This window comes from Campylobacter geochelonis (genome assembly GCF_013201685.1).
Taxonomy (GTDB): Bacteria; Campylobacterota; Campylobacteria; order Campylobacterales; family Campylobacteraceae; genus Campylobacter_B; species Campylobacter_B geochelonis.
In genome coordinates this window covers 1,748,668-1,764,150 of sequence record NZ_CP053844.1, presented here as the reverse complement: position 1 = coordinate 1,764,150, position 15,483 = coordinate 1,748,668, and the positions used below count along the sequence as shown (strand labels likewise).

The following is a 15,483-nucleotide window of genomic DNA, read 5'->3' as shown; positions in this document are numbered from 1 at the left end:
CAAATTTCTACCTTTAAAAGGAAAACTTATGTCAAAAATACTTACGCCTATAACTCTAGGCAAAACCACAGTTAAAAATCGCATCGTAATGCCTCCAATGTGCACTTATAAAGCTAAAAACAACAACGGTTTTCCAAGATGTTTTCACAACCTTCACTACGCAACTCGCGCTTTAGGTGGAGTTGGGTTAATCATCGTTGAAGCCACAGCAGTTGAAGCTAGAGGGCGGATAACAAATGATGATTTAGGACTTTGGAATGATGAGCAGATAGAGTATCACAAAGAGCTTGTAAAACAGTGCCATAAATTTGGAGCTTCAATCGCAGTCCAGCTTGCTCATGCAGGGCGAAAAAGTGAGTGTGATGACTCGCGTTGTGTTGCTCCAAGTGCTATTAAATTTAGTGAAAAATACAGCGAGCCTTTAGAGCTTAGCCTTGAAGAAATCGCTTCTATAAAAGAGGCTTTTGTGCAAGCAGGAAAAAGGGCGGTTGCGGCTGGATATGACTTAGTAGAGCTTCACGCTGCGCATGGATATCTTTTGCACGAGTTTTTAAGCCCACTTACAAATTTAAGAAAAGATGAATTTGGTGGGAGTTTTGAAAACAGAGTTAAACTGCTTTGCGAAGTGATGGATGGGCTTAGGTGTGAGGGCGTTGAATTTGGCGTTAGAATCAGCGCTGATGAGTGGGAAGTGGGTGGTTTTGGTTTAGATGATAGTTTAAAACTTGCAAAGCTTATCCAAGATTTTGGCGGAGTATATATCCATGTAAGTGCTGGCGGAAATCACGAAAAACCTAGCCTTGTGCCTAAATTTGTTCCGTTTTATCAGTGTGATTATGCAAAAGAGATAAAAAAAGTAGTAAATTTGCCAGTGATTGCAGTTGGACTTATAACCACGCCATCTCAAGGAGAAGCGCTACTTTTAGGAGATGTTTGCGATATGGTTGCATATGGCAGAGAGCTTTTGAAAAACCCAAATTTAGCCTTTTATGCGATGAGTGAATTTAAAGAAAACGAGCTTATAGAAAAATCCTATCTAAGGGCGTTTGTATGATAAAACAAGAGCTAATATGCGTTTTTGACTGCGAAACAGTCCCTGATACGCAAAGTCTACTTAGAGTGCTTGAAAAAGAGGTTGTTGATAGTTGTTATGAGTCTAGTGATACAAGCGAAGAAAAGGTGCTAAATCACAAAAAGCTAAGCTATAAAGCTATGGAAGTTTTTAAAGAGAAAAATGGAAGTGATTTTTTACCAGTTTGCTTCCATCAAGTTGTTAGTATAAGTGCGGTTATGGCGGATAAATTTGGTAAATTTTTGCGTGTAAATACGATTGAGGGGGAAAATGAAGAGCAAATCATAACTAAATTTTTAAAATTTATAAATTCCCATCAACCACGCCTAATCAGCTTTAATGGACGTGGATTTGACCTTCCGATGCTTATGGTTAGGGCGATGAGGTATAATATAAGTGCGCCTGCATACTTTGAAGTAGAAAACCGCGAATTTAACAAAAACAAGTGGGAAAATTACAGAAGTCGCTATGATGGGCGCTTTCACCTTGATTTATTAGATCATATTAGCGAATTTAGAGCTGTTTCTGGACTAAAGCTTGATAATCTTTGTTGTGCGCTAAATCTACCTGGTAAATACGAAGTCGAAGGCTCGCAGGTTTTAGAGCTTTTTTATGATAAAAAGCAAGATAAAATCGATGAGTATTGTCAAAGTGATACGCTAAATACATACTGGCTTTTCCTAAAATACGAGCTTTTGCGCGGAAATTTGACTCTTGAAGATTATGCAAGTTATTTGGACGCGATGAGTGAGTATCTGCTAAAAGAGAGATTTGGTATGAGTTATACGCCGATTTTTACGCAATTTATAAAAGATGAGTTAAAAAGAGTCTAGTTTGCATAAGGATAGAATTTGAGAGTTTTAGCCCTGTTTTTGCTGCTTTTTAGCATTGTTTTTGCTAAAGATGTTATGCTTTTAAACGAGTTTAGAGGCGATGAAAATCTAAGTGGCTGGGTGATGAGCGAGAAATACGACGGCGTTAGGGCGATTTGGGATGGTAAGAGTTTAAAAAGTAGAAATGGCAACGAAATTTATGCTCCAGCTAAATGGAAAGAAAATTTTCCACCGTTTAAAATCGATGGAGAGCTTTTTACTAAACGTGGGGAGTTTGAAAGAGTTTTTTCTATAGTTGCTGATAAAAAACCAAGCGATGAGTGGAGTGGGGTTAAATTTATGATATTTGACGTTCCTGATGAAAATGGAAATTTAACCCAAAGATTAGCGGTTTTAAAGAAATTTTTAGATAAAAATCCAAACAAAAATATCGTGATAATAGAGCAAATTCCAGTAAAAAACACAGAGCATTTAAATCAATTTTTAGATGAAATTTTAAAAAATGGTGGCGAGGGCGCAGTCGTTAGAGATCCAAAAGCTGAGTATAAAAGTGGTCGAAGCGATAAAATTTTAAAGGTTAAAAAATTTCACGATAGTGAGTGCAAAGTGCTAAAAATCATCGCTGGAAAAGGAAAATTTAAAGATAAAATGGGCTCAGTTTTATGTCTTGATGAAAAAAGTGGAGTTGAGTTTAGGCTAGGTTCTGGCTTTAGCGATAAAATGCGTGCAAATCCCCCTAAAATCGGCTCTATAATAACATATAAATATCAAAATTTAACTAAAAATAACAAACCGCGATTTCCAGTTTTTATGCGTTTTAGAGATGAAATTTAGCTTAAAATAGCGCGTTAGGGATAAATTTGTATTTTATTTTAACGTTAAAAAGTTTGAAAATTTCTAACGAGTAAAAACGGCTTTGTCGTTTAGTTGCTGGGTTTTTAGATACAAAATGATAATAAATTTATAAACAGAGCTTAATATGGCTTTTTAGCGGGGTTTGTTCGCGCGTAAGTAGCTAGATAAAAAGAGTTTTGTTTTTTAAAATTCAAAGCAAAAAAGCATAGCTTATGAGGCTTGAAGGCTAAATTAATACCTTTTTTAGGTATAATCACAACAATTTAAGGAGAAAATATGAAAATTCTTATAACTGGTGGAGCTGGATATATCGGCAGTCACGTCGCCAAGGCGCTTTTAGAAGAGAACAAACACGAGCTAACTATCATAGATAACCTTTGTAAAGGCTCGCAAAAAGCCATAGAAGCGCTAAGAAGCGTTGGGGAGTTTGAGTTTATAGAGACTAGTTTAGAAGATGTTGCTAGGCTTGATGAGATTTTTAAGACTCATAAATTTGATGCGATTATTCACTTTGCAGCATTCATCGAAGTTTTTGAAAGTACGCAAAAACCGCTAAAATACTACTTAAATAACACAAGCAATGCTATAAATTTAATAACCTTATGTAACAAATACGGCGTTAAAAACTTTGTATTTAGTTCAACTGCGGCAACTTATGGCGAGCCAGATGAGGCGCAAGTTAGCGAAAGCACATCTCAAAACCCAATAAACGCATATGGCAGAAGCAAGCTTATGACTGAGTGGGTTTTAAAAGATACAGCTGCGGCAAATAGAAATTTTAAATATGCCATTTTAAGGTATTTTAACGTAGCTGGAGCTAGCTTAGATGGGCTTTTAGGACAAAACTATCCAAATGCAACACACCTAATCAAAGTCGCTACTCAAACCATACTTGGCAAACGCGATAAAATGTCGATTTTCGGCGATGATTATGATACAAAAGATGGAACTTGCATAAGAGACTACATCCACATAGAAGATCTTGCAAACGCGCATTTATCGGCTCTTAGATACTTAAAAGATAACGATAGTAATATCTTTAATGTAGGATATGGCACGGGATATTCTGTAAAAGAGGTTATTGAGGCTGCAAAAGAGGTTAGCGGCGTGGACTTTAAAGTCGAAATGGCTCCTAGAAGAGATGGCGATCCAGCGTGTTTGATAGCAAATTCAGACCGTCTTAGAAGCTTGACTGATTGGAAACCGGTAAATGATGATTTAAAAGTTATCATAAAATCGGCGCTAGAGTGGGAAAATAAAGCATAAATTTATAAGGAGTTTAAGATGAAATTTTTGACTGTTTTGATGCTGTTTTTTGGACTTGTTTTTGCTTTTGATACTTCAGTTTTTCCAAAGCCAAAAGATGGCGAAAGCTTGCAAACTCTAACTCTTAAACCCCTTAAAAACGAGCAGAACTACAAGGTTGAAGTTGAGTTTGGTAAAATCGTAGAGGTTGATTGTAATCATCACTTTTTTATCGGTGGAAAGCTAGAGCAAAAAAACTTAGATGGATATGGATACGTTTACTATAAATTTAGCGCCAAAGCCGATATGGCTGGAACTTTGATGGCGTGCGGGGACACAAAAAAAGAGGCTAAATTTATTAAATTTGAACCAAAAATCAGCACTTATTATAACAGCGCTTTACCGCTTATAATCTACACTCCAAAAGATGTGAAAATACGCTATAAAGTCTATAAACTCGTAGATGAGAAGTTTGTAGATGTGGTTGATGATGAAGCTAAAAAACTGCAAACTGATTCAAATAGCTCTTTGGCTAAACCATAACACCTAAATTTAAGCCAAATTTATGAGTTTTTTTATCTTAACCCCTGACAAACAACGAAGAGCAGGGGTTTTGCTATCATACGCAAATATTTTTTTAGGCACATTTTTAGCTTTTGTTTATACTCCTTTTATGCTTAGAATGCTAGGTCAAAGCGAGTTTGGTATTTATTCACTAGCAGCGAGTGTGATAGGGTATTTAGCAATACTTGATCTTGGATTTGGTAATGCTATTATTGTTTTTACTTCAAAATATATCACACAAAATCGCAAAGATGATGAAAAAAAACTTCATGGAACTATTTTTAGTATATATCTTGTAATGAGTATTATTGTACTTATTGCTGGAGCTTTGTTTGTAGTGTTTGCAGATGCGATTTTTAGCTCTTCTATGAGTACAGAGGAGATAGCAAAAATGCGGATAATGTTTGCACTTTTGACTCTAAATTTAGCTATAAGTTTTCCTTTTAGTATATATTCATCTATTTTGAGTGCTTATGAGAATTTTATTTTTATAAAACTTATTAGTATTTTTCGCACGGCTTTGATGCCTATTTTAATGGTTCCAATGCTTCTTTTAGGACATAAGGCTATAACTATGGTTGTAGTTGTAACGCTTATAAATTTAGCTTGTTTGTTAGCGGATTTTATCTACTGTAAACGAGTTATCAACCCGCAAGTTAGCCCTAAAAACTTCGATAAAAGTGTTTTGAAAGAGGTTTTTTCCTATTCGTTTTTTATCTTTCTTGGTATGATAGTTGATCAAGTTAATTGGAATGTTGATAACTTTATTCTTGGTGTTGTAGCTTCAAGTGTGGCAGTTTCAATGTATTCGGTTGCTTTGATAATTAATAATATGTTTATAACGCTCTCGGTTACGATCAGCGGTGTAATGCTTCCAAAAATGGCTAAAATGGTATCGTCAAATAGCACAAATACCGAACTTACAAACGAGTTGATTAAGGTTGGTAGGTTGCAGTATTATATAATTTTTTTAATCGGCTCTTTAATCGTGCTTTTTGGGCGAGAATTTATTGTGCTGTGGGCTGGAGCTGAGTATGAGATAAGTTATTATATAACGCTTATTTTGGTTGTTCCAGTTTGTATTCCACTTATACAAAATTTGGGTATCAGTATACTTCAAGCCAAAAATATGTTTAAGTTTCGTGCCATTGCGGCATTTTTTATGACATTAGTTAATATCGCTATCTCAATTCCACTTGCTAAACTATACGGAGGTGTCGGAAGTGCAATAGGAACGGCGTTTGCGTTAGTTGTGTTAAATATCTTTATAATGAACTTTTACTATCATTTCAAGGTTGGGCTTGATATGATTAGGTTTTGGAAAAGTATCGCTAAAATGAGCTTTGTATTTGTCTTATATGTCGGTTTGATTTTGATTTTTATGCATTATATTAGATTTAGTGGAATTTGGTTTTTGATAGTAAATGGTGGAATTTACATATTGATTTATATTTTTATAGCAGTTAAATTTGTGATGAACGAGTATGAAAAAGCGATATTAAACTCACTTTTGACTAAATTTAGGATAAAAATATGAATGTTATTAAAGAAGTTGTAAAACAAAATCGCTGTATTGGATGTGGAGTTTGCGCACCACTTTGTCCTGCAAATGTGCTAGATATGAAGCTTTCAAGCTTTGCAAATTTCACTCCTATATTAAGCGAAGGTTGTATAAAAGGCTGTGATATTTGCTTAAAAGTTTGTCCGTTTTATGATAAAGAACTTGAAGAAAACGAATTGACTAAAAAGCTTTATCAAAACACAGCAAATATCAAATTTGATGAAGACTTAGGCTATTTCTTAAACGGATATGAGTTTTATAACAAAGATGAAAAAGAACGCCTAAAATCAGCATCAGGTGGAGCAGGAAGCTATGTTTTAAAAAAGCTGTTAGAACAAAATTTAGTTGATAAAATCATCTGTGTTAAATCATGCCGTGGGTCAAACAGTAAAGGTTTTAATGAAAGTGATTTTTTATTTGAGTTTGGTGTTTTTGATAGTTTAGATGATAATTCTCGCTCATCAGCCTATTATCCGCTAAATTTACAAGAAGTTTTAGACTATGTTTTAAAAAATGATTTTAAATACGCTATTACTGCGCTTCCTTGTTTTGCAAAAGCTCTTAGGCTTGCTATGTCAAAAAGTGCAAGAATAAAAAATAGAATTAAATTTATTATTGGACTTGTTTGTGGGCAGAATAAAAGTGCAAATTTCACTCAAAAACTAGCTAGTATTGCTTTTGATAAAAAAGACATTAAGTTAAAAAGTGTGAATTTTAGGTATAAATTTGCTGATAAAAACGCTATGCAATTTGGGTTTAAATTTAGCAAAAATGATGATGAAATCGCTTTTGACGATAGAAATAAAAGTGCTTTTAAATGGTGGTCAAGCAGGGCTTTTACCCCATTTGCTTGTAATAATTGTATTGATACATTTGCAAAGTGTGCAGATGTTGTTTTGATGGATGCATGGCTTGAAGATAAAATCGCTGATTATCGTGGGCATTCTCTTGTTTTGGTGCGTTCAAGTATCATTGATGAGATTTTTAAAACCAGTGATGAGTTTTGTAAAAGTATAGACAAAAGCCTAATTTTGCGCTCACAAGCTGGAGTTATGGCTAATAAAAAACTTGTGTATTATGGTTCAAAAAACATTATAAAAAAACGAATTTTAGCCTTAAAACTTGAAATTCAGAAGTATTCAAACGAGCATTTTGACTGTGATGAGTTTGTAGAAAAAAGAGTTAAAAAAATAGAAAAATTTGCTAAAATGGATGCTAAATTTGAAACAGCAAAGTATCTTTTTAAAAAGTATTTTTAAAGGAAAAAATGATGAAAGTTGGAATTTTTACCCTTCCTCTTGTAAATAATTATGGTGGAATTTTGCAAGCATATGCCCTTAATAAGGCGCTGAAAAATCTTGGATTTGAAACGATTTTGATAAATATAAGTATTGAAAACTCTACTAAAAAATTATCTAAAAACTATCTTAAATTTTTGATAGCAAAATATTTGCTATTTTTTATGAAAAAATATCAAAATATAAATTTTACAGCATACAAACATCACAAAGATTGTAAAGAATTTATTAAAAATGAGATAAATCCAAAAACAAAAAAAATAACAACTTCAAAAGAGCTTTTAAAATTTTTTAAAATAAAGCAGTTTGACGCTTGTGTTTTGGGGAGTGACCAGGTTTTTAGACCATCATATTTTGTCGGTTTTAGTGAGGATTTTTCGCTTGGATTTTTAAATGATGATGTAATAAAAATCGCTTATGCTGCAAGCTTTGGAGGTGAAGAATTTGCCGGTGGAGTTAAAAATTTAGAAAGACACATACAAAATTTGGCTAAATTCAAAGCTATTTCTGTTAGAGAAAAAAATGGAGTTAAGATTTGTAATGATGTTTTTAAACAAAACGCAGTTCATGTGCTAGATCCAACGTTGCTTGTGGATAAATCAGAGTTTGATATCCTTATAAAATTTGGCAAAAGCTTGGCTGATGATAAAATTTTGACCTATATTTTGGATAAAAATAAAGAAAAAGATGAGATAATTGAAAAATGTTCCAAAAACCTAGCTACAGAAATTTATGCAATTGATGATGATTTAAACGGAAATAAGGTTAGTGTTTATGAATGGGTTAGAGCGTTTAGTAGGGCAAAAATGATAATCACAGATTCATTTCACGGGTGCGTTTTTTCTATCATTTTTAATAAACCATTTTTTGTTTTTATAAATGAAAATCGTGGAAATCAGAGGTTTTACTCGCTTTTAGAAATGTTTGATATAAAAGATAGAATTATAAAAACTATCGATGATATAAATTTAGACAATACTATAAATTGGCAAAGAGTAAATGAAATTCTAAAAGAAAGACGAGAATTTTCTAAAGAGTTTTTGATGCAAAATTTAAAGGCAAATTAAAATATGGAAAATTTAGTAAGTATGATAATCCCAACATATAATCGTCTTGAATTACTCAAAAAAGCAATAAATTCTGCTATAAATCAAACTTATAAAAATATAGAAATTATAGTAACTGATGATAGTACAAACGAGCTTAGTTATGATTATTGTAAAAAGTTAGCAGTTAGTGAACCGCGTTTAAAATATTTTAAAAACACAACTCATAAACAAAGCCCAAACGGAAATAAAAACAATGGATTTGATAATGCAAATGGTGATTTTATCTGTATTTTGGATGATGATGATGAGCTTAAAAGTAGTGCGATACAAGAGTGTTTTGAATTTTTAAGTAGTGGTTATAAAACTGTTTTTGCTGATTGTTTGTGTGAGATTGATGGGGTGATAAGTGAGCAAATTTCTGGAAGAAATCCATACAAAGTAAGCGGAAAAATGAGCAAAATCGATTATCATTGTGGTCGTATTAATGGAGAGTATTTTAAACTTTTTTCACGTGAGTTTATCGATGAGTTTAGGTTTGATGAGAACTCTTTTGGCGGAGAAAATGAGCTATATATTCGTTTTTTTGAAAAAGATGTTTATTATCATAAGAAACCTCTTTATATTTATAGAATTTTAAGAGCAGATTCTGCTACAACAAATGCGAGCAAATATCCAAAAAATGTAGCTTATGCGTATTTAAAAACAGTTAGTTTAACACAAAAAATAGCCTTAAAGCATGAGCCAAAATTTATAGCTTTTTTATATAAAGAAGCTGCATATTATGCTAAGATTGCTGGTGATTACGTACTTATGTATAGATGTATTTTCAAAAGCTTAAAAACAAAAATTACAAAAGAGGCGATAATATTTTTGTTTGTGAGTTTTTTGCCAAAGATTGCGTTATTTAAGCTTTCTAGTTGGCGAGTTAAAATTAAACAAAGATTTGGTATATGAAAATTTTATTTGTTATCTCGACTCTTGGTTTTGGTGGTGCTGAACGTGTGTGTTCGCTTCTTAGCTCTCGATTTGCTAAAGATTTTGAAGTATGCATAGCCAAATTTGATAAATCAGAGCCGTTTTATGAGTTAAACAGCGACATTAGACTTGTTAATCTTGATTTTGGTGTTGGCGAAAAAGGCTTTTTAGGAAATATAAAAAAGCGTTTTGGAAAGATTTTTTTATTAAGAAAATTTATAAAAGATGAGAAATTTGATTGCGTGATTTCGTTTATGGATAGTACAAATATCTTAGTATTAATGGCAACTAGGTCATTAAAAATCCCGATTTTTGTTAGTGAACATACTAGCTTTGAACTTGTAAAAGATAAAATTTGGGATAAATTAAAAAGAATTTTTTATCCACGAGCTAATGGATTATCTGTTTTAACTCATGATGATTACAGATATTATAAAAAATTTGTTAAAAATGTAAATGTGATTTATAATCCGTTTTTTGGAGAGCAAAAAGCTGTTTTGCAAAAGCAAAATTTAGTACTTTTTGCTGGACGACTTATCAAGCTTAAGGGTTGCGATTTATTTTTAAAAGCTATTTTTAAACTTGATAAAAAATTGATTGATTCATGGGAATTCGCTGTTGCTGGTAGTGGCGAGTCGGAAAGAGAATTAAAGAATTTAGCAAAAGAACTTGGAATAAAAGTAAAATTTCTTGGAAATGTAAAAAATATAGATGAAATTTATAAAAAGAGTAAGATTTTGGTTTCATCGTCTTATGTCGAAGGGCTTGGAAATACGCTAATTGAAGCGATTTATTATGAATGTGCTAGGATTTCTAGCAAGACAAGTGGAGGATGTGAGCTCATAAGGGATGAATTTGATGGACTTTTGTTTGAGGTTGGAAATAGCAATCAGCTAAGCCAAAAACTAGGAACTTTAATGCAGAGTGATGAAAAAATTACTCAAATAACAAAAAATGCGAAGTTAAAAATAGCTGAGTTTGATATAGAAACAATTTATCAAAAATGGCTTAATATGCTTAAAAATGGCGGTTTTGAATGAAAATATTTTATGATGGTTACAAAAATTTTCAAGAAAGATATTGCGCATTATATACTCAAACTAAGGTTGCAAAAACAAAAAATGCTTTAGAAGTTAAAATCATAGAGTTTTGCCCAAAAATACATGAGTTCTCTAATTTTGCAAGAGCAAATTTAAAATGTATTTTTTCTATAACAATAAAAAATAAAAGCTTTAAATTTCTTATAATTTTACTTAGAAATAGTCAAAGGCTTTTTAATCTGGTTTTAAAATTTATAAAAAATAAAGAGATAAAATGAAAGAAAAAACAAAGCTTCTTTTTGTAATTGCAGCGCTTCGAAATGGCGGAGCTGAGCGAGTTTTACAAGTTATAGCTAATCACTTTGCAAAAAGTTATGAAGTATCGATTGCCATATTAGAAGAAAATGAAAATTTATATAAATTTGATAAAAATATAAAATTTATTTATCTTAATGTCTATAAAAGTGGTTCTAAATTTGATAAATATAAAAAGCTAAGAGAGTGTTTTAAGGCTCAAAATCCTAATGTTATTATAAGTTTTATTGACTGGACAAATGTTGCGTGTGTAGTGGCAAATTTTGGGCTTTGGTACAAGCTTATTTTAACAGAACATAATGCACATGATTATCTAAAAAGCAAAATTTTTACAATTATACGAAATTTAGCCTATAAACAAGCTTCATCGCTTACGGTTTTGACTAAAAAAGACTATGAATATTACTCAAAATTTAACCAAAATTGCGTTTTGATGTATAACCCATTTTTTGGTAAAATATCATCAAATTTAACTCAATATAAAAAAGAAAATATCATCTTGAGTGTAGCAAGGCTTGAAGATGTAAAAGGCTATGATGGGCAACTTGAAGCTTTATCAATGCTAAATCCAACACTTTTAAATACGTGGAGAATTCTCATAGCAGGAGATGGCTCAAGACATGCGAGTTTAGAGCAAAAGGCTAAAAATTTAGGGCTTAAAGTTGAGTTTTTAGGTCATGTTGAAAATGTTGGCGAACTTTATAAAAAGTCTAAAATTTTTGTACTTAACTCATCTAGTGAAGGTTTGCCAAATGTGTTGATTGAAAGTGCGTTTTATGGGTGCGCAAGGTTAAGCTCAGCTACTTTTGGTGGGCTTGAATTGATAAAAAATGGCGTTGATGGAGTTTTAGCACCGATTAATGATACAAAAGCTCTGGCTAACAACTTAGAAAAACTTATGGTTGATGATGAGTTTAGGCAAAATTTAGTTAAAAATGCAAGTTTAAATTTAGATAAATTTAGCCCAAAAAATATAATGCAAAAGTGGGAAAATTTGGTTAATAGTGTTATAAAAGAGAGCAAACAATGAAAAAGCTTAGTGTTTTTATATACTCAATGGCTGGTGGTGGGGCTGAGCGAGTTGTAAGTATCTTGCTTGATGAGCTTGTTAAAAAATACGAAGTGCATTTGGTTTTGATGAATGAGAGGATTTTTTATGAGATTGCGCCTGAAGTTAAGGTTCATTTTATAGAAAAATCAGCTCCATTTGAAAATGGCTTTAAAAAGCTTATAAAACTACCATTTTTAGGGCTAAAATACAAAGCACTTTGTAAAAAACTCGGCATTGATATGCATTTTGTTTGGATGAACCGACCTTGTTATGTGGCTGGATTTGGGCGAGTTTTTGGCGATAAAAAGCCGATGGTTTTTAATGAGTGTTCAACTCCATCTGTGCTTTATAAAGAGGATAATTTCAAGTCAAAAGTTAGTAAATTTTTACTTAAGTTTTTTTATCCAAAAGCGGAGTGGATTTTCCCAAATTCTATGGGAAATTTAATCGATTTAAGAGATAATTTTGGCATAGATGAGCGTAAAATGAGCGTTTTATACAACGCCATCGATATAGAAAAAATTCACGCCTTAAGCTGCGAGCCAATCGATTTTAACAAGCCGTTTTTCTTAAGCGTTGGCAGGCTTGATAGTGGGAAAAATCACGAACTTTTAATCAAAGCTTACGCAGGACTTAAAAATAATGACAAGGATCTTGTGATTTTAGGCGAGGGTATTTTAAGAGAGTATCTTGAAGCGTTAATTAAAGAGCTTGATTTAGAAAAAAGAGTTCATCTTTTAGGCTTTGATAATAATCCTTATAAATATATGTCAAAATGCTATGCTTTTGTTTTTACCTCGCTTTTTGAAGGATTTTCAAACGCCTTAATAGAAGCTTTAGCGTGTGAAAAGCTAGTGATTACAAGCGATCATAAAAGTGGCGCAAAAGAGCTTATGGGTGAAAATGAGTGGGGCGTTTTAGTCGGTGTAAATGATCTATCTAGCACGCAAGCAGCGATGCAAAAAGCCATCGATGAGCCAAGTTATGTTAAGTTTTATGAAAATAAGGCTAAAATAAGAGCTTGCTTTTTTGAAAAGAAAAATATAGCTTCAAAGCTTATTATTAAATTAGAGGAAATTTATGAACAAAACAAGGCTTAACTCAAGAATTCTAACAATTGCGTTGATTTTTATCGCATTCATTTTTAGTATAACTATTAGGCTTTACTGGGTTTCGTGGGCTAGTGGTTTTGAGGATTTGATGTATAATGGCGAGGTTATGATAAATACCGGCGATGGATATGCCTTTGCAGAGGGCGCGCGTGATATTATCGCTGGATTTCATCAGCCAAATGACTTAAGCTATGTTTGGAGTCCGCTTTCAAAACTAACTGCTTTTTTATATACCATTTTGCCAGTTAGCTTTGAAGCGTTGATTTTATATATGAGTGTGTTTTTTAGTTCCTTGCTTGTCGTGCCTATCGTGATGATAGCAAACGAGTTTAGAGCTACAAAAGCAGGTCTTATAGGCGCACTAATCGCCTGTGTGGCAAACAGCTACTACAATCGCACGATGGCAGGATACTACGATACTGATATGCTAAATATCACCTTAGCGGTTTTTGTTTTATGGGGTATGATACGAGTAGTTGTGAAGCAAGATAGGTATTCTATTATCTTAGCGCCGTTTTTTGTGCTGATTTATCAGTGGTGGTATGGCTCGGCATTTACGCTAAATTCGGGCTTTCTTACTATGTTTTTGCTATATACTTTGGTTTTTGAAAGAAAAAGTTTAGTAAACTATCAAACTATTATTTTAATCATTTTAGCACTTTCTAACCTCTCTTTTGAAGTTAAATTTATAGCTATTTTTGCTCTGTTTTTGCTGTTTGTTTTAAAGAATTTAAACTACAAAATAATAGCTAGCATAGGAGTTGTTGTTTTTGCTGTTTTTGCTTATAAGGGTGGGTTAAATCCTATAATTTTCCAGCTTAAATTCTACATTTTACGCGATGTTGCTGAAGTAAGCCAACAAGGTATGGTTTTTAAATTTTTTAATGTAAATCAAACCATACAAGAATCAGGCATAGTCCCACCTGAGATTTTTATGAACCGCATTAGTTCTCACGTGGTTGTGTTTATCATATCTCTTTTTGGTTATGCGCTTTTGTGCTATAAACATAAAGAATTTCTTATCTCGCTTCCACTTTTGGTTTTAGGCTTTTTAGCGGTTAAAGCCGGACTTAGATTTACTATTTATGCAGTTCCTGTTATGGGGCTTGGATTTGGTTTTTTAGTTGTTTATTTGCTAAATTTACTTGGTTTTAAAAATGCTGTAAAAAACTCTATTTTGGTAGTTATAACCATGCTTGCTTTAACTCCAGCCATTAAGCATATCGTTGAGTATAAAAGTCCAACCGTGTTTTTCCACGAAGAAGTTAAGGTTTTAGATGAGTTAAAACACAAAACCGGCAGAGAGGACTATGTGCTTGCGTGGTGGGATTATGGTTATCCGATTCGCTACTATAGCGATGTTAAAACTCTTGTAGATGGCGGAAAACACTTAGGAAATGATAACTATCCAGTTAGCTTTTCGCTTTTTAAAGACCAAACTAGCTCAGCAAACATGGCGCGCCTTGCTGTTGAGTATACAGAGCGTCAATTTAACCAAAATTTCGCACTTTTAAATCAGATGTTAAAAGACTATAATCAAACCGATATAGATGACTTTTTATACGCGCTTTCTTTTAAGAGCTTTGAGTTGCCACAAAAAACGCGTGAAATTTACTACTATTTGCCAAAAAGAATGTTAAATATATTTCCAGTTGTTACATACTTTTCAAATTTGGATTTAAAAGATGGCAAAAGTTATAAAAACCAAATTTTTATAACCGCTCAAGCAGTTTCAAACAGTGATAATGGGCTTGTTTTGGATAACGGTATGCTTATAAGCCATGATTTAACAACGATAAATATGGGCAGTGAGCAGCTTAAGATAAAGAAATTTTATGAAACTGGTTATGATGCGAACAAAAAGCTTAATGTAAGCTCGATAGATGTAGATCTTGATGGGGCGCTATACTTGATTTTTACAAAAGAGAATGGAACATTTATAATAGCCGATGAAAAGGCGTTTAAATCGACATATGTGCAACTTTTTGTGCTAGAAAATTATGATAAAGAGCTTTTTGAGCCAGTGATTTTAGATAAAGATGCAAAAGTCTATAGGTTAAAAAGATGATGAATTTGGTTAAAAAAAGTCTAAATTTAGTGTTAAAACGACAACTTGCGACTTTAAAATTTGGAGTTTTAAGATGAGAATTTTTTCGCGTGTAAATTTAGATATATTTAAAGAAACAAGTTGCGAATATCGCGTGTTTTGCTTAAGCAAATTAAGGTATTAAAAAATGGCTAGAATCGGATTTTTAAGTCACGCGGATATGAGTAAACAAAGCAACGATACAAATTATCGTTGCGACTTTACGAACCACCGATTGCGAATATCGCGTGTTTTGCTTAAGCAAATTAAGGTATTAAAAAATGGCTAGAATCGGATTTTTAAGTCACGCGGATATGAGTAAACAAAGCAACGATACAAATTATCGTTGCGACTTTACGAACCACCGATTGCGAATATCGCGTGTTTTGCTTAAGCAAATTAAGGTATTAAAAAATGGCTAGAATCG

At 32.7% G+C, this 15,483-nt stretch carries 13 protein-coding genes; all 13 read left to right on the top strand.

Going from position 1 to position 15,483, the window contains the following annotated elements:
• Positions 1-28 precede the first annotated feature (28 nt).
• The 13 genes from CGEO_RS08095 to CGEO_RS08035 all read left to right on the top strand — a co-directional run bounded on the left by CGEO_RS08095 (position 29) and on the right by CGEO_RS08035 (position 15,038).
• Complete coding sequence (locus tag CGEO_RS08095; protein WP_075531435.1) at positions 29-1,054, top strand: NADH:flavin oxidoreductase/NADH oxidase; 1,026 nt, start codon at positions 29-31, stop codon at positions 1,052-1,054.
• Positions 1,051-1,905 (top strand): 3'-5' exonuclease, encoded by an 855-nt coding sequence (locus CGEO_RS08090; RefSeq protein ID WP_075494534.1) that lies wholly within the window; start codon positions 1,051-1,053, stop codon positions 1,903-1,905. Before CGEO_RS08095 ends, CGEO_RS08090 begins: the two co-directional genes overlap by 4 nt.
• A gap of 18 nt (positions 1,906-1,923) precedes the next feature.
• Positions 1,924-2,739, top strand: a complete 816-nt coding sequence (locus tag CGEO_RS08085; RefSeq protein ID WP_082258974.1) for a DNA ligase — start codon at positions 1,924-1,926, stop codon at positions 2,737-2,739.
• A gap of 297 nt (positions 2,740-3,036) precedes the next feature.
• On the top strand, positions 3,037-4,026 hold the full coding sequence (galE, locus tag CGEO_RS08080; RefSeq protein WP_075540138.1) for a UDP-glucose 4-epimerase GalE: 990 nt from the start codon (positions 3,037-3,039) through the stop codon (positions 4,024-4,026).
• Between the two features lie 18 nt (positions 4,027-4,044).
• The gene (locus CGEO_RS08075; RefSeq protein ID WP_075494532.1) at positions 4,045-4,548 is read left to right on the top strand and encodes an ecotin family protein; all 504 of its coding nucleotides are present in this window, start codon (positions 4,045-4,047) and stop codon (positions 4,546-4,548) included.
• A 22-nt stretch (positions 4,549-4,570) separates the two neighbouring features.
• Positions 4,571-6,106 carry an oligosaccharide flippase family protein gene (locus CGEO_RS08070; RefSeq protein WP_075540139.1) on the top strand — a complete coding sequence of 512 codons (1,536 nt, stop codon included), beginning with the start codon at positions 4,571-4,573 and terminating at the stop codon, positions 6,104-6,106.
• The gene (locus tag CGEO_RS08065; protein WP_075540140.1) at positions 6,103-7,389 is read left to right on the top strand and encodes a Coenzyme F420 hydrogenase/dehydrogenase, beta subunit C-terminal domain; all 1,287 of its coding nucleotides are present in this window, start codon (positions 6,103-6,105) and stop codon (positions 7,387-7,389) included. Before CGEO_RS08070 ends, CGEO_RS08065 begins: the two co-directional genes overlap by 4 nt.
• 11 nt (positions 7,390-7,400) lie before the next feature.
• On the top strand, positions 7,401-8,495 hold the full coding sequence (locus CGEO_RS08060) for a polysaccharide pyruvyl transferase family protein (RefSeq protein ID WP_075494529.1): 1,095 nt from the start codon (positions 7,401-7,403) through the stop codon (positions 8,493-8,495).
• Between the two features lie 3 nt (positions 8,496-8,498).
• On the top strand, positions 8,499-9,431 hold the full coding sequence (locus CGEO_RS08055) for a glycosyltransferase family 2 protein (RefSeq protein WP_075540141.1): 933 nt from the start codon (positions 8,499-8,501) through the stop codon (positions 9,429-9,431).
• Positions 9,428-10,492 (top strand): glycosyltransferase, encoded by a 1,065-nt coding sequence (locus CGEO_RS08050; RefSeq protein ID WP_075540142.1) that lies wholly within the window; start codon positions 9,428-9,430, stop codon positions 10,490-10,492. The genes CGEO_RS08055 and CGEO_RS08050 overlap by 4 nt, the downstream gene beginning before the upstream one ends.
• 274 nt (positions 10,493-10,766) lie before the next feature.
• Positions 10,767-11,837: a glycosyltransferase gene (locus CGEO_RS08045; protein WP_075540144.1), complete on the top strand. Its 1,071-nt coding sequence runs from the start codon at positions 10,767-10,769 to the stop codon at positions 11,835-11,837.
• The gene (pglJ, locus tag CGEO_RS08040) at positions 11,834-12,958 is read left to right on the top strand and encodes an N-acetylgalactosamine-N,N'-diacetylbacillosaminyl-diphospho-undecaprenol 4-alpha-N-acetylgalactosaminyltransferase (protein ID WP_075540145.1); all 1,125 of its coding nucleotides are present in this window, start codon (positions 11,834-11,836) and stop codon (positions 12,956-12,958) included. Before CGEO_RS08045 ends, pglJ begins: the two co-directional genes overlap by 4 nt.
• Positions 12,939-15,038, top strand: a complete 2,100-nt coding sequence (locus tag CGEO_RS08035; RefSeq protein WP_075540146.1) for an STT3 domain-containing protein — start codon at positions 12,939-12,941, stop codon at positions 15,036-15,038. Before pglJ ends, CGEO_RS08035 begins: the two co-directional genes overlap by 20 nt.
• The last annotated feature ends 445 nt before the right edge of the window (positions 15,039-15,483 follow it).

What these genes read in the sequence shown, in the direction of transcription:
- CGEO_RS08095 (WP_075531435.1), top strand. Translation starts at nt 29, where the DNA reads ATGTCAAAAATACTTACGCCTATAACTCTAGGCAAAACCACAGTTAAA.
- CGEO_RS08090 (WP_075494534.1), top strand. Translation starts at nt 1,051, where the DNA reads ATGATAAAACAAGAGCTAATATGCGTTTTTGACTGCGAAACAGTCCCT.
- galE (WP_075540138.1), top strand. Translation starts at nt 3,037, where the DNA reads ATGAAAATTCTTATAACTGGTGGAGCTGGATATATCGGCAGTCACGTC.
- CGEO_RS08075 (WP_075494532.1), top strand. Translation starts at nt 4,045, where the DNA reads ATGAAATTTTTGACTGTTTTGATGCTGTTTTTTGGACTTGTTTTTGCT.
- CGEO_RS08070 (WP_075540139.1), top strand. Translation starts at nt 4,571, where the DNA reads ATGAGTTTTTTTATCTTAACCCCTGACAAACAACGAAGAGCAGGGGTT.
- CGEO_RS08065 (WP_075540140.1), top strand. Translation starts at nt 6,103, where the DNA reads ATGAATGTTATTAAAGAAGTTGTAAAACAAAATCGCTGTATTGGATGT.
- CGEO_RS08060 (WP_075494529.1), top strand. Translation starts at nt 7,401, where the DNA reads ATGAAAGTTGGAATTTTTACCCTTCCTCTTGTAAATAATTATGGTGGA.
- CGEO_RS08055 (WP_075540141.1), top strand. Translation starts at nt 8,499, where the DNA reads ATGGAAAATTTAGTAAGTATGATAATCCCAACATATAATCGTCTTGAA.
- CGEO_RS08050 (WP_075540142.1), top strand. Translation starts at nt 9,428, where the DNA reads ATGAAAATTTTATTTGTTATCTCGACTCTTGGTTTTGGTGGTGCTGAA.
- CGEO_RS08045 (WP_075540144.1), top strand. Translation starts at nt 10,767, where the DNA reads ATGAAAGAAAAAACAAAGCTTCTTTTTGTAATTGCAGCGCTTCGAAAT.
- pglJ (WP_075540145.1), top strand. Translation starts at nt 11,834, where the DNA reads ATGAAAAAGCTTAGTGTTTTTATATACTCAATGGCTGGTGGTGGGGCT.
- CGEO_RS08035 (WP_075540146.1), top strand. Translation starts at nt 12,939, where the DNA reads ATGAACAAAACAAGGCTTAACTCAAGAATTCTAACAATTGCGTTGATT.